This window comes from Streptomyces sp. 2131.1, from assembly GCF_900105515.1.
Lineage (GTDB): Bacteria > Actinomycetota > Actinomycetes > Streptomycetales > Streptomycetaceae > Streptomyces > Streptomyces drozdowiczii.
Map to the genome: position 1 here is coordinate 5,067,819 of NZ_FNSY01000001.1, position 20,086 is coordinate 5,087,904.

At 72.9% G+C, this 20,086-nt stretch carries 19 protein-coding genes and 1 other RNA gene; 10 read left to right on the plus strand and 10 right to left on the minus strand.

What is annotated here, in order from left to right; all coding sequences use genetic code 11:
- Nucleotides 1-237: 237 nt before the first annotated feature.
- Both eda and yaaA read right to left on the minus strand, forming a co-directional pair.
- On the minus strand, nucleotides 238-855 hold the full coding sequence (eda, locus tag BLW14_RS22775) for a bifunctional 4-hydroxy-2-oxoglutarate aldolase/2-dehydro-3-deoxy-phosphogluconate aldolase (protein WP_093709045.1): 618 nt from the start codon (nucleotides 853-855) through the stop codon (nucleotides 238-240).
- A gap of 63 nt (nucleotides 856-918) precedes the next feature.
- On the minus strand, nucleotides 919-1,719 hold the full coding sequence (gene yaaA, locus BLW14_RS22780) for a peroxide stress protein YaaA (RefSeq protein WP_093709046.1): 801 nt from the start codon (nucleotides 1,717-1,719) through the stop codon (nucleotides 919-921).
- Nucleotides 1,720-1,898: 179 nt separating this feature from the next.
- Here yaaA and BLW14_RS22785 point away from each other — a divergent pair, with 179 nt between their 5' ends.
- The 4 genes from BLW14_RS22785 (at nucleotide 1,899) to rnpB (ending at nucleotide 5,010) form a co-directional block, all read left to right on the plus strand.
- A complete protein-coding gene (locus tag BLW14_RS22785) occupies nucleotides 1,899-3,317 on the plus strand; it encodes an RNB domain-containing ribonuclease (RefSeq protein ID WP_093710822.1) in 1,419 nt (472 codons plus the stop codon).
- A gap of 58 nt (nucleotides 3,318-3,375) precedes the next feature.
- Nucleotides 3,376-3,885 carry a TetR/AcrR family transcriptional regulator gene (locus tag BLW14_RS22790; protein ID WP_093709047.1) on the plus strand — a complete coding sequence of 170 codons (510 nt, stop codon included), beginning with the start codon at nucleotides 3,376-3,378 and terminating at the stop codon, nucleotides 3,883-3,885.
- Between the two features lie 115 nt (nucleotides 3,886-4,000).
- Nucleotides 4,001-4,570, plus strand: a complete 570-nt coding sequence (locus BLW14_RS22795) for a Uma2 family endonuclease (protein ID WP_093709048.1) — start codon at nucleotides 4,001-4,003, stop codon at nucleotides 4,568-4,570.
- Nucleotides 4,571-4,610: 40 nt separating this feature from the next.
- Nucleotides 4,611-5,010: RNase P RNA component class A (rnpB, locus tag BLW14_RS22800), an RNA gene on the plus strand.
- A 16-nt stretch (nucleotides 5,011-5,026) separates the two neighbouring features.
- Here rnpB and BLW14_RS22805 read toward each other — a convergent pair.
- Both BLW14_RS22805 and BLW14_RS22810 read right to left on the minus strand, forming a co-directional pair.
- Nucleotides 5,027-6,271, minus strand: coding sequence for a DUF6357 family protein (locus BLW14_RS22805; RefSeq protein WP_093709049.1), 1,245 nt, complete (start codon nucleotides 6,269-6,271; stop codon nucleotides 5,027-5,029).
- A 90-nt stretch (nucleotides 6,272-6,361) separates the two neighbouring features.
- Nucleotides 6,362-8,047, minus strand: coding sequence for a glycosyl hydrolase family 18 protein (locus tag BLW14_RS22810; protein ID WP_093709050.1), 1,686 nt, complete (start codon nucleotides 8,045-8,047; stop codon nucleotides 6,362-6,364).
- A 394-nt stretch (nucleotides 8,048-8,441) separates the two neighbouring features.
- Here BLW14_RS22810 and BLW14_RS22815 point away from each other — a divergent pair, with 394 nt between their 5' ends.
- Nucleotides 8,442-9,185 carry a lytic polysaccharide monooxygenase gene (locus BLW14_RS22815; protein ID WP_093709051.1) on the plus strand — a complete coding sequence of 248 codons (744 nt, stop codon included), beginning with the start codon at nucleotides 8,442-8,444 and terminating at the stop codon, nucleotides 9,183-9,185.
- Nucleotides 9,186-9,352: 167 nt separating this feature from the next.
- Entirely contained in the window at nucleotides 9,353-9,577 is a 225-nt protein-coding gene (locus tag BLW14_RS22820) for a hypothetical protein (protein ID WP_093709052.1), read from the plus strand.
- Nucleotides 9,578-9,632: 55 nt separating this feature from the next.
- On the opposite strand, the gene BLW14_RS22825 is transcribed toward BLW14_RS22820, so the two are convergent.
- Both BLW14_RS22825 and BLW14_RS22830 read right to left on the minus strand, forming a co-directional pair.
- Nucleotides 9,633-10,214: an NUDIX domain-containing protein gene (locus tag BLW14_RS22825; RefSeq protein ID WP_093709053.1), complete on the minus strand. Its 582-nt coding sequence runs from the start codon at nucleotides 10,212-10,214 to the stop codon at nucleotides 9,633-9,635.
- A 77-nt stretch (nucleotides 10,215-10,291) separates the two neighbouring features.
- Nucleotides 10,292-10,666 carry a VOC family protein gene (locus BLW14_RS22830; protein ID WP_093709054.1) on the minus strand — a complete coding sequence of 125 codons (375 nt, stop codon included), beginning with the start codon at nucleotides 10,664-10,666 and terminating at the stop codon, nucleotides 10,292-10,294.
- A gap of 154 nt (nucleotides 10,667-10,820) precedes the next feature.
- Between BLW14_RS22830 and BLW14_RS22835 the strand changes: the two genes are divergently transcribed.
- Complete coding sequence (locus BLW14_RS22835; RefSeq protein WP_093709055.1) at nucleotides 10,821-11,693, plus strand: ScbA/BarX family gamma-butyrolactone biosynthesis protein; 873 nt, start codon at nucleotides 10,821-10,823, stop codon at nucleotides 11,691-11,693.
- Between the two features lie 68 nt (nucleotides 11,694-11,761).
- On the opposite strand, the gene BLW14_RS22840 is transcribed toward BLW14_RS22835, so the two are convergent.
- Nucleotides 11,762-12,640, minus strand: a complete 879-nt coding sequence (locus tag BLW14_RS22840; RefSeq protein WP_093709056.1) for a PhzF family phenazine biosynthesis protein — start codon at nucleotides 12,638-12,640, stop codon at nucleotides 11,762-11,764.
- Between the two features lie 52 nt (nucleotides 12,641-12,692).
- On the minus strand, nucleotides 12,693-13,475 hold the full coding sequence (locus BLW14_RS22845) for an SDR family oxidoreductase (RefSeq protein WP_093709057.1): 783 nt from the start codon (nucleotides 13,473-13,475) through the stop codon (nucleotides 12,693-12,695).
- Nucleotides 13,476-14,028: 553 nt separating this feature from the next.
- Here BLW14_RS22845 and BLW14_RS22850 point away from each other — a divergent pair.
- Nucleotides 14,029-15,657 (plus strand): alkaline phosphatase D family protein, encoded by a 1,629-nt coding sequence (locus tag BLW14_RS22850; protein ID WP_093709058.1) that lies wholly within the window; start codon nucleotides 14,029-14,031, stop codon nucleotides 15,655-15,657.
- Here BLW14_RS22850 and BLW14_RS22855 read toward each other — a convergent pair.
- Entirely contained in the window at nucleotides 15,654-16,652 is a 999-nt protein-coding gene (locus BLW14_RS22855) for a Gfo/Idh/MocA family protein (RefSeq protein WP_177154067.1), read from the minus strand. The genes BLW14_RS22850 and BLW14_RS22855 overlap by 4 nt on opposite strands.
- A 78-nt stretch (nucleotides 16,653-16,730) precedes the next feature.
- Between BLW14_RS22855 and BLW14_RS22860 the strand changes: the two genes are divergently transcribed.
- Together BLW14_RS22860 and BLW14_RS22865 are read left to right on the plus strand one after the other, a co-directional pair.
- Nucleotides 16,731-18,029 carry a multidrug effflux MFS transporter gene (locus tag BLW14_RS22860; RefSeq protein ID WP_093709060.1) on the plus strand — a complete coding sequence of 433 codons (1,299 nt, stop codon included), beginning with the start codon at nucleotides 16,731-16,733 and terminating at the stop codon, nucleotides 18,027-18,029.
- A gap of 30 nt (nucleotides 18,030-18,059) precedes the next feature.
- Nucleotides 18,060-19,058: a small ribosomal subunit Rsm22 family protein gene (locus BLW14_RS22865; RefSeq protein WP_093709061.1), complete on the plus strand. Its 999-nt coding sequence runs from the start codon at nucleotides 18,060-18,062 to the stop codon at nucleotides 19,056-19,058.
- Here the strand turns inward: BLW14_RS22865 and ddaH are convergent.
- Nucleotides 19,055-19,870, minus strand: coding sequence for a dimethylargininase (gene ddaH, locus BLW14_RS22870; protein WP_177154068.1), 816 nt, complete (start codon nucleotides 19,868-19,870; stop codon nucleotides 19,055-19,057). The genes BLW14_RS22865 and ddaH overlap by 4 nt on opposite strands.
- Nucleotides 19,871-20,086: the final 216 nt, after the last annotated feature.

Here is a 20,086-nt window from a genome sequence, read left to right on the forward strand (position 1 = left end):
TCGGGGGGAGGACCGATGGGGCCGAGGCGGTTCCGGCGGGTCGGGGGATTACCGGCCGGAACCCGGGTCACCCGGCATGCGGGCTACGTCCCCTACAAGGGTCGTGCCCCGGATGCCGGGGAGCATGCACGGCGATGTGCGCCGGGTTTTCTGCACCGCACCGTTCAGGCCAGATGCGGGACGAGCCTTCCACCGCGCGGTTCGGGCCGGGTGCGCACCGGTACCCGACCGCACCGTTCAGGCCAGTGCCGCCGCCTCGGCGGCGAGGCGCGCCACGCGGTCCCAGTCCCGGCCGGCCACCGCGTCCGCCGGGACCATCCAGCTCCCGCCGACGCAGCCGACGTTGGGCAGCGCCAGGTACGAGGGCGCGGAGGCAGCCGAGATGCCGCCCGTCGGGCAGAACCGGGCCTGGGGGAGCGGCGCGGAGAGAGCCTTCAGACAGGCCGTGCCGCCCGCCGCCTCGGCCGGGAAGAACTTCATCTCGGTGACCCCGCGCTCCAGCAGCGCGACCACCTCGGACGTGGTCGAGACCCCGGGCAGGAACGGCAGCCCGGAACCCTTCATCGCCTCCAGCAGCGCATCCGTCCACCCCGGACTGACCAGGAACCGGGCCCCCGCCGCCACGGTGTCCTCGACGTTCCGCGCCGAGATCACGGTCCCGGCCCCGACGACCGCGCCCGGCACCTCCGCCGCGATCGCCCGGATCGCGTCCAGGGCGGCGTCGGTGCGCAGGGTCACCTCGATCGCCGGGAGCCCGCCCGCGACCAGGGCCCGGGCGAGCGGCACCGCGTCGGCCGCGTCCTCCAGGACGACGACGGGCACGACGGGGGCGAGATCCAGTACGGAGGAGGTCATGCGCCCATCCTGCCCGTGCACGCCACAGGACGCAACGCGCGTTGCGCAGGGTGCAACGTACGGCTAGTGGATCTCCGTGACCACCACGTCGAGCTGCCACGGACGCCCCGCCCGCGCGGGCGCCTCGGCCTCGACGACGTACCCCAGATCCCGCAGGACCGTCACCAGCTCGGCCGGACCGGCCGGCCGCGCCCCCGCGAGCAGCAAATCCCGCACCATCCGGCCCTTGGTCGCCTTGTTGAAGTGGCTGACCACCGACCGCTTCTCGACCCCGTCCACGATCTGCGACTGCAGCACCCGCACGCTCGCCGTCCGCTCCGCGACCGCACCCTTCGGCTTCCACGCCGCCGTGTACGCGGACGAGCGCAGGTCCAGTACGAGACCCTCCCCCGCCGCCTCCGGCATCACCTCCGCCATCGGCGTACGCCAGAAAGCCCCGAGCGCGCCGAGGCCCGGCAGCCTGACCCCCATCGAGCAGCGGTACGGAGGAATCCGGTCGCCCACTCGCACCGCGCCCCACAGCCCCGAGAACACCAGCAGTGACTTCCCGGCGAGGCGGCGGGCGGACGCGTCGAGGGACCCGAGCCCGAGCGCGTCGTACAGGACACCGGTGTACAGCTCCCCGGCCGGCCGGGTGCCCGCAGTCCGCAGCTCGGCGTTCTTCGGGATCTCGCCCCGCAGCCCCTCGCTGAGCCCCAGCACCTCGCGGGCCTTCTCCTCGTCGGCCACGCACAGCTCCACGAGCGCGTCCAGCACCTCGCCCCGCGCCCCGGCGAGACCGGGCAGCGACAGCGACTCGGGCTTCAGCGGAGCCCCGCGCCCCGAGGCGGCCTTTCCTTCGGAGGGCGGCAACAGCACGAGCACGGCGGATCTCCTTCATACGTACGGGAAGGGCGTCGGCGCGGTGTGTGCGGACCGCGCGGATGCCCCCGGCCAGCGTACGGGGGCGAAGGGGCACACCGTACGGGCACAAGGCCCCTCCCGGAATGCCGCGACCCACGCCCCGCCCTACGCTCGGGACCATGCCCCGCCGCCTCCTGCACATGACCGGCGCAGCCGAGACCCCGCTGCGGGCGGCCCTGCGCGGGCTGCGCACCGAACTGTCGCTGCCCGACGACTTCCCGCCCGACGTGCTCGCCGAGGCGGCGGACGCCGCGCGCGGTCCGGAACTCGCCGGGCACGCCGACGCGACGGACATCCCGTTCCTCACCATCGACCCGCCCGCGTCCACGGACCTCGACCAGGCGATGCACCTGGAGCGGCGAGCCCACGGCTACCGCGTGCACTACGCCATCGCGGACGTCGCCGCGTTCGTGCGCCCCGGCTGCGCGCTGGACGCCGAGGCCCACCGGCGGGTGACGACGCTGTACTTCCCCGACGGCAGGGTGCCGCTGCACCCGGAGATCCTCTCCGAGGACGCCGCCAGCCTGCTGCCCGGCCGCGTCCGCCCCGCCGTCCTGTGGGAGATCGACCTGGACCCGGAGGGCCGGGCGGGGGCGACCCGGGTGCGCAGGGCCCTCGTACGCAGTCGCGCCAAGCTGGACTACGCGGGCGTCCAGCGGCAGATCGACGCCGGCACCGCCGAGGAACCGCTCGCCCTGCTCAAGGACGTCGGCATGCTCCGCGAGGAGCAGGAGGTGGCCCGGGGCGGCATCTCCCTGGGCGTGCCCGAGCAGGAGATCACCGAGCACGACGGCACGTACGGCCTCGCATACCGCGCCCCGCTCCCCGCCGACGGCTGGAACGCCCAGATCTCCCTGCTCACGGGCATGGCGGCGGCCCGCCTGATGGCCGAGAGCGGCACCGGCATCCTGCGCACCCTGCCGATCGCGCCCGACGGCGCGGTGGCCCGGCTGCGCCGCAGCGCCGAGGCCCTGCGCATCGACTGGCCGCACCACGTCCCGTACGCCCAGGTCGTCCGCTCGCTCGACCCGGGGCGCACCGACCACGCGGCGTTCCTCCAGGAGTGCACGACCCTGCTGCGCGGCGCGGGCTACACGGTCTTCGACCACGGCGACCTGCCGGACCCGGCCGTGCACGCGGCGGTGGCGGACCTGTACACGCACTGCACCGCGCCGCTGCGCCGCCTCGTCGACCGGTACGCCGCCGAACTGTGCGTCGCCGCCTGCGAGGACCGCGACCCTCCCGAATGGGTCCTCGCCGCCCTGCCCGCGCTGCCCAAGGAGATGGCGGAGGGCACCCGGCGCGCCAACACCGTGGAGCGGGAGTCCGTCGACCTGGTCGAGGCCGCGCTGCTGAAGGACCGGGTGGGCGAGGTGTTCGACGGGTACGTGGTGGACGTGAAGGACAACGAACCCGCGACCGGCACCGTCCACATCGACGACCCGGCGATCGTCGCGCGCATCGAGGGGCCCGTGCCCCTTCCGCTGGGCGAGCGCCTGCGGGTCCGCCTCGCACAGGCGGCGCCGGGCAAGGCGAAGGCCCTGTTCACCCCGGCCTGACGGCATCTCGTACGATCGCGAGTTCGGCCCCCGCGCCCCGTACGACGGAAGGACCGGCGTGACCGACCGCGCCCGCCAGCACCAGATCCTGGCCGCCGCCCGCATGCTCCTGGAGCAGGAGGGCCCGGACGCGCTGACCATGCGCCGCCTCGCCGGCGGGCTGGGCATCACGGCCCCCTCCCTCTACAAGCACTTCCCGGACAAGTCGTCCGTGGTGAACGCGCTGGCCGACGCGATGCTGACGGAGACCGCCGAGGCCCTGGAAGCGGCGGAGACGGCCGCCCCGGGCTCCTTCCCGGCCCTGGCCGCCGCCTACCGCGCCCACGCCGTGGCCCACCCCCACCTCTACCGCCTCACCACGTCCCGCCCCCACCCCCAGCACCTCGAAGAACGCGCCGCGGCCCCGCTCTTCCGCGCCCTGGCCCCGGACGAACCCCTGGCCCGCGCGGCCTGGGCCTTCGCCCACGGCATGGTCCTGATGGAACTCAACGACCGCTTCCCCACCCCGGAGGCGGTCACCACGGCCTGGACGGCGGGCATCACGGCGCTGGCGTCGGGCCGCCTCTGACGTCATGACGTCGTCCTGTGCCACGATCGGGGGAAAGACTCCCATCTCACGGACGGCTGGTTCCGCGATGGCCCACTCTGGCGAGCGACCGAGGAAGGGGCGTGACATGTCTGCCATGCCGCACGAACCGCTCTCGCAGGCGGACGTCCTGCTTGAGGGCTTCCTGGCGCTGGATACGCCGGAGGGCTTCCGGGCGGAGCTGATCGAGGGGGAGATCGTCGGGACACCGCCACCGGACGGGGATCATGAGGACTACATCAGTGTGATCTTGAAGCAGGTCGTCAGGCACGCGACGACCGACATGGACTTCTCCGGGAACAAGGGCCTGAAGCTGAGAAGCGGCGGAGGCTGCCCGAAGAACCACGCCATCCCGGACGGCACGTTCGCCCCGACGGCGCTCCGGCTCTACCGGGGTGCGGACCCGTGGATGCCGTGCGAGGGGGTGGCGCTGGTCGTGGAGGTCACGTCCTCCAAGCCGGCCGCCGACCGGGAGGCCAAGCGGCACTGCTACGCGAGGGGCCCGATCCCGCTGTACCTACTGGTCGACCGGGAGGAGTCCTCGGTGACGCTGTTCCGTGATCCGGAGGGCGACGACTACCGCCAGCACTGCACCGTGCCCTTCGGGAAGCCGGTCCGCCTGCCGCCCCCCTTCGACCTGGAGCTGAAGACCGAGGACTTCCTCTGAGCCACCCCTCCCGGCCGGGTAGCATGGGCTCCACGGCAGACGAGCCGGGCGGACGGCCGCGTGGGGATCTTCGGATCCTCCCGAGGAACGTCCGGGCTCCACAGGGCAGGGTGATGGCTAACGGCCACCCGGGGTGACCCGCGGGACAGTGCCACAGAAAACAGACCGCCCGGGACCTCGGTCCCGGGTAAGGGTGAAACGGTGGTGTAAGAGACCACCAGCGTCTGAGGTGACTCAGGCGGCTAGGTAAACCCCACCCGGAGCAAGGTCAAGAGGGAGCGCCTTGGTGCTCCTGCGCGAACGTTCGAGGGCTGCCCGCCCGAGTTCGCGGGTAGACCGCACGAGGCCGGCAGCAATGCCGGTCCTAGATGGATGGCCGTCTCCCCGGCCGCCGCGAGGCGACCGGGCGACAGAACCCGGCGTACAGCCCGACTCGTCTGCCGCTTCCCCGCGCGGCTACCGCCCGCGCCGCTCCGCGTCGCGGCGCCGGCGTGCCCGCTCGAACTCCGTGACGTCCGGGATCCACGGCCCGTGCTCCCCGAGGCCGGCGCAGCCGCCGCGGACGAAGGCGCCGACCAGGGACCGGTAGCCGCTCATGCCGTCGATCAGGGTGTACTCGACCCGGTACTCCGGGTCCGCGCCGTCCCGGCCTTCGCGCAGTGTCGTGATCCGGGCTGCGGAGTCCGCGTAGAAATGGAGCTGGATTCCCTCGCCGCGCTTCTCGTCCTCGATCGTGAACACCTCGTTGTCCGAGGCGGCGCGGGCGGCGACGAACTCCCAGAACTCCGCGGTGGCGCTCAGGGAGTTGCCCGGGCGCCAGGTCGTCTCGGTGTCCTTGTCGTCGGTGAACGACAGGGGGGTCCTTCTCGTGGGCCGGCCGTCGTCGTCCATGGGGGTGTTCCGGGACAGGTCCGCAGCCTCCGAGCACAGCAGGAAACTCACGGCGCGCACCGCCTCGTCGACGAGTCCGGGGTGGGCGCGGCGTACGGCCGTCCCGGCCGCCGTCTCCATGCGTGTCCAGTCCCGCTTGTCCGTGGCGTGCTTTCCGCGGCGCGGGTCGCGGCCGATGCACAGGCCGGCGCACGCGTGTTCCGCGGTGGCGAGCACCCGCATGACCTGGGGCAACAGGGCGGGGTCGACGGCGCCGGGGGTGCGCCTCGGGATCGTGGCGCCGTGCAGGTACTGGTTCGTGTACCGCAGGAGCGCGGTGTCGAGCGGGCCGAGTACGGTGCCGCGTTCGGCCCGGCGGTGCTGTGCGTGGTCCTCCTGGGCCCGCTTTCCGTCGGACGTCTCCGTCGCCGTACGCATCGCGGCGACGACCTGGCCGCGGTCGAGCAGGCCGATGTCGGCGCCGTGGGCGACGAGCCGGCCCCGCTCCCACGGGACGCGCCGGAAGAGCGCGTCGACGTCCGCCGGCGGTGCGAGCAGGACCGGGTCCAAGAGCGCGACGGCGGCGTCCTCGTCAAGCCGTCCGCGGGTGCCGGCGGCATCGCACAGCGGGAGGACCGCGCTCCACAGCAGCAGGTGCCGGGCCAGATCCTCCCGGATCACGGCGAGGTGGGTCTCCCCGATCGGGAAGGTGAACGTGCGGGGCTCGTGGTTGGCGTCGGCCCCCGCGCCCAGCATCTGCCGCAGCGCACCGTCCTCGCGGACCACGGCGGGCATCCAGCCGCTCCCGCGCGTGAACACGATGTCTCTCATGGGGGCAGTCTTTCCCAGTCGTCCCGGTCCCGTACGGCCGAGGGCCCCGCCGGTGCGCGCACCGGCGGGGCCCTCGGTGGGGCAGGGCGTTCAGCAGGCGCCCAGGTCCTTCCAGACGCCCCAGTCGCCGGTGCTGCCGGGGGTCTCGTTCTGGGTCCACCACTGGGCCTTGTACTTGTGGCCGTTGTAGGAGACCTCGTTGCCCGCGTTGTAGACCGTGCCGGCCACGTACGCCGGGGCCGAGCCGCAGCCGGTGGCGGGCGGGTCCGTGGGGCCGGTGGTGGGCGGGGTGGTCGGGTCGGTGGTCGGCGGGGTGGTGGGGCCGGTGGTGGTGCCGCCGATCGCGGTGTTGATCTGCTTCAGCAGGGTCGCGTTCTCGTCCAGGCCGAGCAGGGAGTACATCATCGCGCCGGCCAGACCGCGCTGCTTGCCGTAGTCCGCCCGGGCCTGGATGGACTTCTGGTCCAGGCCCGTGAAGAACTCGCCGTCCTTGTAGAAGTAGGACGCCTTCGCCTGGTCGTCCCAGTAGGTGGTCGCCGGGTTGTCGACGATGCCGCCGAGCTCCTTGTAGTGCGCGATGCCGGCCTGCTGGCTCAGCGGGCGGGGGGAGGAGCCGCCGGTCGCGGACTGGGCCAGACCGTGGGTGGAGCCCTCCGGGACGCCCTTCCAGCCTCGGTAGTAGAACTCGTAGCCCAGGGTCAGCTTGTTCGCGGGGAAGCCGCCGGCGATGCCGTAGGCGGGCTTGCCGTCGAGCCAGGAGTCGACCGCGTTGTCGATCGAGTACTTCTCGGTGCCGGGCGCGACCGGGTCGGACGGGTCGTTGCTGCCGGAGTGGAGCGGGGACTGGTGGTACGTCGGCCCGTCCCCGTCCCAGGCGCCGTGCATGTCGTACGTCATCAGGTTCGCGTAGTCGAGGTACTGGCCGATCTTGTCGGTCTCGATGTTCGCGATCTTGTCCTGGCCGGCCCCGAAGGCGGCGGTCAGCAGGTACTTCTTGCCGCCGTTGGCAGCGCCGTACGCGTCGAGCTGCTTGCGGAACTCCGCGAGCAGGAGGGTGAAGTTCTGCTTGTCCTCGGGCGCGTAGTGGTTGCCCAGGTGGCCGCCCGCGGAGGCGGGGTACTCCCAGTCGATGTCGATGCCGTCGAAGATCCCGGCCGCCGAGCCGGCGCCGCCGAAGCCGCCCTCGACCGGGAGGTTTCCCTTGATGTACTGGTCGATGCAGGAGGAGACGAGCTTCTTGCGGCTCGCGTCCGTCTTCGCCGCGTCGCTGAAGTACTTGGAGTAGGACCAGCCGCCCAGCGAGATGTTGATCTTCAGGTGGGGGTACTTCGCCTTCAGTTCCTTGAACTGGTTGAAGACGCCCACGATCGGCTGGTCCCACTTGTCGGCCACGCCGTCGACGCTGTCCGCCGCACTGAAGGACTTCTGGTAGTCGGCGTACGAGTCGCCCGCGCCGTCACCCGCGTTGGGGTTGTTGTCGTCGCCCGCCGCCTTGTTGGCCTCGAAGCAGGTGAGGTCGGTGGGGTGGATGTTGCCGAACGAGTAGTTGATGATGTCCAGCTGGCCGGCGATGCCCCGGGTGTCGAGCTGCTTCGGGTAGAAGGCGTTGCCGTAGACGCTCCACTGGTCGTAGTACGCGATGCGCACGTCGCCGGCGGAAGCGGAGGCCGGTGCGTCGGCCGCCTGCGCGGAGCCGATGCCGACGGTCGCGGCGAGGCCGCCGGTGACGAGGGCCGTGCTCAACAGCGCGGCGATAAGAGTTTTACGGGGGTGCACGTACGGCCTCCAGCGGGGGAGCGGGTGGTGCTGTGGATGGGCTGGAGCAGTGATAACCAGCCCGTGACCTGCGCGTCAACGATTCCAACGAGATTAGGACTAGACCAATTTGACGGTGTGTGGGGCACGCGGAGGGTGCGTCGGTATCGGGCGGCCGCCGGGCGCCGCCGGTGACCAGGGGCTTAAGGATCACTTAAAAGTGGGGGTGCGAGTACTGCGGTGACGAACCATTCGATCCTGAAAAGCGGAGGCGCGAACCGACGTGGCTCAACCCCTTGACCGGGCCTTGTCCGTCACTAAGGTCTAGACCTGCATCGGCCAGGTCTGGACCAGGGGTGCCCATGTGCCGCAGGCGAGCGCCCGGCCTCCGTACGAGCGAAGGAAGTGATGTGGCATGAACGCCAAGCGTCGGATGGCCGTCTCCGTCGGAGCGCTGGTCGCCCCCGTGCTCGCCCTCGGCGTGCAGGCCGGCATCGCGAGCGCCCACGGCTGGGTGACCGCCCCCACCAGCCGGCAGGCCCAGTGCGCCGCGGGTGTCGTCGACTGCGGCCAGATCAAGTACGAGCCGCAGAGCGTCGAGGGGCCGAAGGGCCTCAAGAGCTGCAGCGGCGGCAACGCGGCGTTCGCCGAGCTGGACGACGACAGCAAGGGCTGGCAGGTCACCCCGGTCGGCAAGACGTACACCTTCACCTGGCACCACACGGCCCGTCACGCCACGGACAACTGGCAGTACTTCATCGGCGACCAGAAGATCGCCGAGTTCGCCGGCAATCACGCCCAGCCGCCCGCCGACGTGAGCCAGGAGGTGGACTTCGGCAGCTTCACCGGGCGGCAGAAGGTGCTCGCCGTCTGGAACGTCGCCGACACCGCCAACGCCTTCTACGCGTGCGTCGACGTCAACATCGGCTCCACCGGTGAGAACGGCGGCGGTGACGGCGGCAACCCCGGCGGCGGCGACGGCGGCGACCCGGGCGACTGCACCGTGCCGCTGTGGAGCACCGAAGCCGTGTACACCGGCGGCGACACCGTCTCGCACGACGGACACACCTGGCGCGCCAAGTGGTGGGTGAAGGGCGACAAGCCCGGCACCACCGGCGAGTGGGGCGTCTGGGAGGACCTCGGAGTGTGCGCGGCCTGACCACGCGCGCAGGCCCGCGGCCCGGTGGGGGAGCGACCCCGCCGGGCCGCTCCGGCCCGCCGTGCGGCTCCTCCGGAACGCCCGCCCCCCGTGCTCGGACCGGCCCGGTTCGGCCCTCCCCCGACGTCAGGCCCGATGATCGGCCGTGACGACGAAAGGGCAGGTGGATGAGTTATTACGGCGACTTCCCGCCCGTCGTCACCGGCTCCCGCTCGCTCGGGCGCCTCGGCAACCGCCTGGCCCTGACCGCCGAACGGCTGGCCGACGCCCTGGACCGGGTCGTCCGGCAGGGGGACTACGCGAAGGCCGCCGCCCGGGGTGCCGAGCACATGGCGGGCGAGGACGGCGCGGCCAGGACGGCGGAGGCCGTGGAGCGGCTGATCGGGGGCTGAGGGGGATCCCCGCCGTTTCAGCCGCCGTTCAGCCCTCCACTGCCCCCGGCGCCGCTCAGCCGTCGCCCCACCCCCACGTGTCGAAGTAGGCGGCCGTGCCCGTGAGGCGCGCCGTCAGCACCGATTCCAGACGGGCGAAGTCCTGCGAGGGCATCAGCGGACGCCACTCCTCCAGGGGGAGGGCCAGGACCGCGTCGTGTTCGTGCGGGTCCAGGACGAGCGAGCGAATCCGCTCGTCCGTCAGCCGGCCGCCGTCGAACACGCATCCCCAGGTGGGGTACGGCCAGTCGGCGCCGGGAGGGCCGAAGACCGTGGCCAGCAGGCGCGGCGGCCCCGGCACCTCGATGCCCGTCTCCTCGCGGCACTCCCGCCGCGCCGTCTCCCAGGGCCGCTCGCCGTGGTCCATCGTCCCGCCGGGGAACTGCCACGGGTGCGTCCGCGAGTACGTGGCCCGCAACTGCACCGGGCGGTCGTGTGCGTCGGTGAAGAAGACGCAGGCGAAACCGGTCGACTTGGGCACCGAGCGGACGTACTCCTCCGGTGGCAGCAGCGCCCGCCCGGCACCGGCGCCCGGGACGCGCGGCGCGGCCGGTTCCGGGGGTGCCGGGGGCGACAGGAAGAAGGGTGGCTGGGGCATGGGGTCACCTTTCGGCGTGGTGCGTCGGAGGCAGTCGACCGGACGGTCCCGGTCGCCCTGTCCAACGACGCCGCGCCTCAGCGGTGCGTCAGTACGTTGACCACCTTGCCGTTCGGGTCGCGTACGAAGAACCGGCGCACGCCCCACTCCTCGTCGTGCGGGCCGTACACGATCTCCGCCCCCTCGCGCACCAGCGCGGCGTGCACGGCGTCCACGTCCGCCACCTCGACGCTCAGGTCCGGGTTGACGGGGCCGGTCTCGTCGCGCGTCATGAAGCTGATCTGAGCGGCCGGCTGGGTGGGCGAGGCAAGGGTCATGATCCAGCCATGGTTCATGACCTCCTCGAAGCCGAGCATGCCGTAGAAGGCGGCGTTGTCACGCAGGGCGGAACCATCCGATCCGGCGTCACCCCCGCCGACCGGCACGTTCGGGACCACACGGTGAACGGACATCAGTCACTCCTGTCACAACATTGACGGTCGGTTGCCCGAGCCAGCCTAGGGGTGGACCCGAGGGGGTGGCTGGAAACTGAGGGCGGGGCCGGGGCAGACTGGCCTGATCACTACCGGGGCGGGGGCCACCCGGCCTCTTCGCATCGGAGTCCCCATGATCCAGTTCTCCTCGCAGGTCACCGGGGAACACTTCCGGCGGCTGGTCCACCGCGCGGACCCGCAGGACGTGTTCCCCACCGGGGTGACCCGGCTGAGCGACACCCGGTTCCACGTGCCCGCCCACTGGCCGCGCGCCCACCGCTTCTTCGCCCCCGTGGGCGGCCGCCACCAGGACCCGCTGCTGATCGCCGAAACGATGCGGCAGGCGGCCATGCTGGTCTGCCACGCCGAACTCGGGGTGCCGCTCGGGGACGCGTTCGTGATGTGGGAGCTGAACTACACCACCGCCGCCGAGCACTTCCTGCTCGGCGACGAGCCCTGGGACATCGAGGTGGAGGTGTCCTGCTCCGACATCCGCCGCCGGGGCAGCAGCATCGGCTCGATGCGCGTCGACTTCGTCCTGCGCCGGAACGGCGGGACCCTCGCCACCTGCGGCTCCCGGATCAGCTGCACCTCGGCCGCCGCCTACCAACGGCTGCGCGGCCACCGGGCCGGCGCCGCCCCCGGACCCCTCCCGCCGGCCCTCGCGCCGCGCGCGGCCGGCCGGGCCTGCGAGCGGGACGTCGTCCTCGCGCCCGCCGTGCGCCCCGGCCGGTGGCCGCTGCGGCTCGACACCGGGCACCCGACGCTGTTCGGCCGCCCCAACGACCACGTGCCCGGCATCCTGCTGCTGGAGGCGGCGCGGCAGGCCGCCACCGCGACCGTGCCCGGCTTCCTCCCGGTGTCGGTGCGGTCCGACTTCCTCCGGTACGTGGAGCTGGACGTCCCCTGCTGGATCGAGGCGACGACCGTCCCGGCCGGCGGGGTGCTGGTGCGGGCGGTGCAGGACGGCGGCACCGTCTTCACCTGCGCGTTCGGCCCGTCCTGACCCGCGCCGGTTCCGGGCTCAGGCAGGTTCCGGGCTCAGGCAGGTTCCGGGCTCCGGCCGGCCCGTGCTCAGGCCGGTTCCGGCAGCCGGGTGCCCGTCCCGCTCACCCGCACCCGCGCGTCGCCCGCCCGCAGTGTCACGGTGAGCGTGCCGGGGCGGCCCATGTCCTCGCCCTGGTGCAGGGTCAGCACGGCGGCCTCCGGCACGAGGGCGAGGGCGCGCAGGTACGCTCCGAAGGCGGCCGCCGCCGCGCCCGTCGCCGGGTCCTCGACCACTCCGCCGACCGGGAACGGGTCGCGGACGTGGAACACCGTGCCGGAGGCCCGCCACACGAGCTGCACGGTGGTCAGCTCCAGCCGGTGCATCAGCGCTTCGAGGCGCGCGAAGTCGTAGTCCAGCGCGGCCAGCCGCTCCCGGGTGCCCGCCGCCAGCACGAGGTGGCGGGCACCGGCGTACGCGATCCTGGGTGGCAGGGCCGGATCGAGGTCGGCGGCCGGCCAGTCCAGGGCCGCCAGCGCCTCCGCCAGGTCCGCCGGCGCGACGTCCTCGACGCTCGGTTCCACGCTGGTCAGCGTCGCCCGCAGCTCGCCGTCCTCGCGGACCACGGTGACCGGCACCGGACCGGCGGGGGTGGCGAACTCCAGCTCGCCCGGCCCGTCCCGCTCGGCGAGCGCGAGGGCCGTGGCGACCGTGGCGTGTCCGCAGAAGGACACCTCCGCCTTCGGGCTGAAGTAGCGGATCGTGTAGCCGCGCGCCCCGGGCTCCACCGCCTCGGTCCGGCCGGTCAGGAACGCCGACTCGCTGTAACCCAGTTCCGCCGCCACGGCGAGCATGGCCGCGTCGTCGAACCCGGAGGCGTCGAGCACGATCCCGGCGGGGTTGCCGCCCTCGGGGTCGGGGGAGAAGGCGGTGTAACGCAGGACGTCCGTCGCGGGAATCTCACTCATGTGCCGCTCAACCACCGTGCCACCGACGGCATTCCCGGCCCCGCCGGGTGCGTCAGCCCCGTCCCACGTACGGCATCGCCGTCGCCATCACCGTCGCGAACTGGACGTTCGCCTCCAGCGGCAGGTCCGCCATGTGGAGCACCGTGCGGGCCACGTCGTCGGCCGCCATCACCGGCTCCACGACCAGTTCGCCGTTGGCCTGGAGGGTCCCCGTCCGCATCCGTTCCGTCATGTCCGTCGCCGCGTTGCCGATGTCGATCTGGCCGCAGGCGATGCGGTACGGGCGCCCGTCGAGCGACAGAGACTTCGTCAGGCCGGTGACCGCGTGCTTCGTCGCGGTGTACGCGACCGAGTGCGGGCGGGGCGTGTGCGCGGAGACGGAGCCGTTGTTGATGATGCGTCCGCCCTGCGGGTCCTGTTCCTTCATCTGCCGGTACGCGGCCTGCGCGCAGAGGAACGCCCCCGTGAGGTTCACGTCGACGACCCCGCGCCAGTCCTCGTACGCCAGCTCCTCGACGGGGCCGCCCGGGCCGAAGGTCCCCGCGTTGTTGAAGAGCAGGTCCAGGTGCCCGAAGCACTCCCGTACGGAGGAGAACAACGCGTCCACGTCCTGCGGGCGCGTCACGTCGGCCGGGACGGTGATCAGCCGGGCCTCGGGGCCCGCCAGGGCGGCGGTCCCGGCGAGCGGACCGGGGCGCCGGCCCGCGAGCGCCACCGACCAGCCCGCGCCGGCCAGCGCGAGCGCCACCGCGCGGCCGATGCCGGAGCCGGCGCCCGTGACCACGGCCGTGCGCGGGGCGGAGTCCTTCGTGGAGTTCAACAGATTGTTGCTCATGCCGCCGCAGCGTACGCGCAGTGCGCACCCCTCGGCCGGGAACGTCCACGCCGGGTTCCGGGGCCTGCCCCAGCAGCGCTGCCGCGCCCCGGTGCGCCGCCACGGGCAGCAGCCGCGAGCAGACGCAGCAGGCGGGTGTACGGTCCCGGGCGCGTCCGATTCCACGACCGGGCCAACCCGATTCAGCATCGGCCGTCGCCCAGGAGACGGGCGCCCCCAGCGGCTCCGTCCACCACCGCTTCCCCCGGCCGGTCCGGACGCGGCGCCCAGCAGCACGGCCGCCGAGCACAGCGCCCGCGCGGACCGGGGCGACGGCGCCGCCTCGCCGGAGGCAACCCCGTGGGGTGAATTCGCGGGAAACTCCCGGCGATTCCCGCGCCGCCGCGCCCCCGCTCGATGATCATCGTTTCGCCGCGAACGCGGAGTTTGCCCCCGGGGGCACCATCCTGGCGCACTTCTCATCCGGGCGACGCCCGCGCGACGCGAACACGACAGGCTGCGGATGCGCCGGGCCGCTGGACTTCCCCCACACCACCAGTCAGGGGAGGGACAGATGACGCACTCATCGCCACAGCAGGAGATGCGCGACGCCGCCCGGCACACCGACCGCCGCCGCTTCCTCACAGTCACCGGAGCCGCCGCCGCGCTCGCCTTCTCGGTCGGGCTGCCCGCCGTCGGGACCGCTGCCGCGAGCGAGATGGACGGCCGGCGGATCGTCGAGGACCCGTTCACGCTCGGCGTCGCCTCCGGCGACCCGCTGCCCGGCTCCGTGCTGCTGTGGACACGGCTCGCGCCCCGTCCGTTCGAGCCCGGCAGCGGCCTGCCGGACGCCCGCTTCGAGGTCCGATGGGAGCTGGCCCACGACGAGCGCTTCCACCGGGTCGTCCGGCGCGGCACCACGTACGCCCACCCGGAGTTCCACCACAGCGTGCACGTCGAGGTGCAGGGCCTCGCCCCGGACCGCGTCCTCTACTACCGCTTCCGCACCGGACAGTGGACCAGCCCGGCCGGCCGCACCCGTACGGCACCCGCGCCCGGCGCCCGCAAGCGGGAACTGTCCCTGGCCGCCGTCTCCTGCCAGGCGTACCACGACGGCTACTTCACCGCGTACCGGCACCTCGCCCAGGAGGACGTGGACGTCGTCTTCCACCTCGGCGACTACCTCTACGAGTACGCCGTCACCGCGACCGGCGGCGCCCGCAACTACACCGACCGCACCCTGCCCGCCCTGTTCAACCGGGAGACGATGACGCTGGAGGACTACCGGCTGCGGTACGCCCTCTACAAGTCCGACCCCGACCTGCGCGCCGCCCACGCCGCGCACCCCTTCGTCGTCACCTGGGACGACCACGAGACCGAGAACAACTACGCGGGGGACACCCCCGAGAACAGCGTGCCCCCCGAGGAGTTCCTGATCCGCCGGGCCGCCGCGTACCGCGCGTACTGGGAGAACCAGCCGCTGCGCACGCCCCAGCGGCCGACCGGCCCCGACATGCGGCTCTACCGCCGCCTGAGCTTCGGCCGGCTCGCCCAGTTCGACGTGCTCGACACCCGGCAGTACCGCAGCGACCAGGCGTACGGCGACGGCTGGCAGACGCCCGGTCCCGAGTCCGAGGACCCGAGGCGCACGCTGACCGGCGCCACCCAGGAGCGCTGGCTCATCGACGGCTGGCGCCACTCGCACGCCACCTGGAACGTCGTGCCCCAGCAGGTCACCTTCGCCCAGCGGCGCGACGTGCCCACCGACGCGTTCAAGCTGTCCATGGACTCCTGGGACGGCTACCCGGCCTCCCGCGACCGCATCCTGCAGGGCGCCGAACGCGTCGGCGTGGACAACCTCATGGTCCTCACCGGCGACGTGCACGTCAGCTACGGCTTCGACATCAAGCGGGACTTCGACGACCCGGCGTCCCGCACCATCGGCACCGAGATCGTCACGACGTCCGTCACCAGCGGGAAGGACGGCTCCGAGAAGCCGTCCAACTACAACAACCTGATGGCGGCCAACCCGCACCTGAAGTTCTACAACGGGCGCCGCGGCTACGCCGTCGTCACCCTCCAGGAGCGGGCGGCACGCGCCGACTTCCGTACGGTCTCGGCCGTCACCAAGCCCGGCGCCCCCGTCACCACCGCCGGCTCCTACGTCACCGAAGCCGGCGCCCCCGGCCTCAAGCCCGCCTAGAGAGCGTCCACCGGGTAGCGGACGCCGATGCGGTCACGTACCGCGTCGAGCGTCCGCATCACCGCGAGCGAGCCCTCCAGCGGCACCAGCGGGGACTCCGTCTCGCCCGCCAGGACCGCGCGCATCACCTCGGCCGCCTCGTACTGCATTCCCGACAGGCCCTGCGGACCCGGGCCCGAGGTGATCTCCTCCGGCTCGGCACCGTCCCGGCGCAGCACGAAGCCCTCCGGGTGGAAGAAGCTGTGCGGGATGTCGATGCGCCCGGCCGTCCCGATCACCGTGGCGGCCGTCGGGTGGTGCCCGACGATCGAGCAGGACAGCAGCGCGTTGGCCCCCGAGTCCCAGCCCAGCAGCATCCCGGTGTTCAGGTCCACGCCCTCCGGCGACAGCAGCGCGTCCGCCTGCACCCGGTCCGGCTCGCCCAGCAGCAGATGCGCGAACGACACCGGGTACACGCCCAGGTCCAGCAGCGCCCCGCCGCCCAGCCGGGGATCGCGCAGCCGGTGGTCCGGGCCCAGGTCCGCCGCGAAGCCGAAGTCGGCCTGCACGGTGCGGATCTCGCCGATCGCCCCGTCCCGCACCAGCTCGGTGAGGCGGCGGATCACCGGGTTGCAGTACGTCCACATCGCTTCCATCAGGAAGACCCCGCGGTCCCGGGCGAGCTTCACCAGCTCCCGCGCCTCGCGCTCGTTCAGCGTGAACGCCTTCTCGCACAGCACGTGCTTCCCGGCCTCCAGCGCGAGCGCGGCGGCCTCCCGGTGCGCGGAGTGCGGCGTGGCCACGTACACCACGTCGACCTCGTCGTCCGCGACCAGACCCGCCCAGTCTCCGTACGCCCTCGGTATCCCGAACCGCTCCGCGAACGCCCGCGCCGAGGCTTCCGAGCGGGACGCCACGGCCACCACCTCCGCACCCGGCACGGCCTGGAGATCGGCGGTGAACGTCGCCGCGATCCCGCCGGTCGCCAGCACGCCCCAACGGACAGTCCTGCTCATGCACGCTCCCAAAAAGGTGTCGACCATCCCCGCCGAGCTGAGAGCATAGAGCCGGATTCAACAACTATGGAGATGAGAATGCCGGAGAGCGGCGTCAGCCGGGCCCAGCACATACGCACCACCGACACCGCCCCGCAGGGGGCACCCCTCCCCGGCAAGGCCACTGCCGCCGCCCGGCGCACCGGCCTCCTCGTCACCCTCGTCCTCGGCGGCCTCACGGCGCTCCCGCCGCTGTCGATGGACATGTACCTCCCGGCCCTTCCGGCCGTCACGGACTCGCTGCACGCCCCCGCCGCCACGGTCCAGCTCACCCTGACCGCCTGCCTCACCGGCATGGCGCTCGGCCAGGTCGTCGTCGGACCGATGAGCGACCGCTGGGGCAGGCGCCGCCCGCTGCTCCTCGGCATGGCCGTCTACGTCCTGGCCACCGCGCTCTGCATCTTCGCCCCGTCCGCCGGGCTCCTCATCGCCTTCCGCCTGATCCAGGGCCTCGCCGGCGCGGCCGGCATCGTCATCGCCCGCGCCGTGGTGCGCGACATGTACGACGGCGTCGCGATGGCCCGGTTCTTCTCGACGCTGATGCTGATCTCCGGCGTCGCCCCCGTCATCGCCCCGGTCATCGGCGGACAGGTCCTGCGCCTCACCGACTGGCGCGGCATCTTCGGCGTCCTCACCGTCGTCGGGCTGCTGCTCACCTTCGTCGTCTGGAAGTGGCTCGGCGAGACCCTGCCGCCCGCGGAGCGCCACACCGGCGGCGTCCGCGACGCGCTGCGCACGATGCGCGGTCTGCTCGCCGACCGGGCCTTCACCGGCTACATGATCGCGGGCAGCCTCGCCTTCGCCGCCCTCTTCGCGTACGTGAGCGCCTCGCCGTTCGTCATCCAGGAGATCTACGGGGCGTCCCCGCAGACCTTCAGCCTGCTCTTCGGCATCAACTCCGTCGGGCTGATCACCGTCGGACAGATCAACGGCAAGCTGCTCGTCGGCCGGGTCAGCCTCGACAAGGCCCTCACCTGCGGGCTCGTCGTCATCGTCGCCGCCGCGACCGCGCTGCTCCTGATGACCTCCGGGGTCTTCGGCGACGTCGGTCTCGTGCCGGTGGCCGCCGGGCTCTTCGTGCTGATGTCGGCGATGGGCCTGGCGATGCCCAACACCAACGCCCAGGCCCTGATGCGCACCAAGCACGCCGCCGGATCGGCCTCCGCGCTGCTCGGCACCTCGCAGTTCCTCATCGGCGCCATCGCCTCCCCGCTCGTCGGGATCGCCGGCGAGGAGACCGCGGTCCCCATGGCCGTCGTCCAGCTGGTCTGCGCGGCCGGAGCCCTGGTGTGCTTCCTCGGCCTCTGCCGCCCCTGGCGGCAGCCCTCCGCGATCTGACGGCGGCCCCGGCCCGCCTACAATTCCTCGGTGAACGCCACCCTCCCCACCGCGGACGCCCTGCGCGCGGCTCTCGCCGGACTCCTGGACGGGCTGCCGCCCAAGCAGGCGGGCCAGGCCGTCGACCGGCTCATCGCCCACTACCGGGGCACGATTCCCACCGACGCGCCGGTGCTCCGCGACCGCTCGGACGTGGTCGCGTACGCCGCGTACCGGATGCCCGCCACCTTCGAGGCGGTACGGTCCGCCCTCGACGCCCTGCGCGAGGCCGCCCCCGACTGGGCGCCCGCCACCCACACCGACGTCGGCGGCGGCACCGGGGCGGCGAGCTGGGCCGTCGCGGGGGAGTGGGAGGGCCACCGCACCACCGTCCTGGACTGGGCCGAACCCGCGCTCGCCCTCGGCCGCGAACTGGCCGCCGCCTCCGGACTGCCCGCCCTGCGCACGGCGGACTGGCAGCGGGCCCGTATCGGCACCGACCTCGCCCTCGCGCCCGCGGACCTGGTCACGGTCTCCTACGTGCTCAACGAGCTGACCGTCCCCGCCCGCACCGCGCTCGTGGACGCCGCCGCCGCGGCCGGACAGGCCGTCGTGGTCGTCGAGGCCGGCACCCCCGGCGGCTACGCCCGGATCATCGAGGCCCGTGACCGGCTCGTCGCCGCCGGGCTCACCGTCGCCGCGCCCTGCCCGCACAGCGGCACCTGCCCCATCGAGCCGGGCACGGACTGGTGCCACTTCTCGGCCCGGGTCAGCCGCTCGTCCCTGCACCGGCAGGTCAAGGGCGGATCACTGGCGTACGAGGACGAGAAGTTCAGCTACGTCGTCGCCACCCGGTTCACGCCCGAGCCGGTGGCCGCCCGGGTCGTCCGCAGGCCCCAGATCCGCAAGGGCCAGGTCCTCCTCGACCTCTGCACCCGCGACGAGGGCCTGCGGCGCGACACCGTCACCAAGCGGCACGGCGCCCTGTACCGCGCCGCCCGGGACACCGACTGGGGCGACCCCTGGCCGCCCCCGCATGACGCCGCCTAGGCCCGCAGCTCCTGCGTACAGCACTTCACGCTGCCGCCGCCCTTCAGCAGCTCGCTCAGGTCCATCGGCACCGGCTCGAAGCCGCGCGCCCGCAACGGGTCGAACAGACCCGTCGCCGCCTGGGGCAGCAGCACGTGCAGCCCGTCGCTCACCGCGTTGAGGCCGAGCGCGGCGGCGTCCGGCTCCTCGGCGATCAGCGCGTCGGGGAAGAGCCGCGCCAGCACCGCCCGGCTGCCCGGCGAGAAGGCCGGCGGGTAGTACATGACCTCGTCGGCCGCGTCGTCGAGGACGCTCAGGGCCGTGTCCAGGTGGTAGTAGCGCGGGTCGACCAGGTCCAGGCCGATCACCGGCCGCCCGAAGAACTCCTGCGCCTCCGCGTGCGAGAGCGGCGAGGACCGGAAGCCCCGGCCCGCCAGCACGTAGGAGGCGGTCACCGCGAAGTCGCCCTCACCCTCGTTGACGTGATCGGGCTCACACACCTCGGTGAAGCCGTGACCGACGAACCAGTCGCGGTGGACGGCCGCCTCCTCGAACCGCTCCTGGTACGCGAAGCGGGCGCCCAGCACCCGGCCGTCGATGACCGTGGCCCCGTTCGCCGCGAAGACCATGTCCGGCAGGTCGGGGCGGGGGTCCAGCAGGTCGACGGTGTGGCCGAGGGCGCGGTAGCGGTCGCGCAGGTCCTCCCACTGGGTCTGCGCCAGCGGCAGATCGACGGGCTTGCTGGGATCCATCCACGGATTGATGGAATACGTCACCTTGAAGTGGGCAGGCGCACACATCAGGTAGTGCCGGGGTGTGGCTTCACGAGGCAAAGAAGGCTCCTCACGAATCGTCGCGGCGGCTCATGGCCGCTGCGGCCGGTGCGTCGCACGGGTGTGTGCGTGAGCCCATGGTGCGCCGTCCGGGCGCCCCGCGCTGTGGTCCGAACGGGTGGTTCGCGCCGGCACCGGCCCGTGGCGCGCCGCACGGCCCGGCCGGGACCCGTCACCGGACGTGCTCTTTCATGACAAAGCGTGTGATAGCGCCCC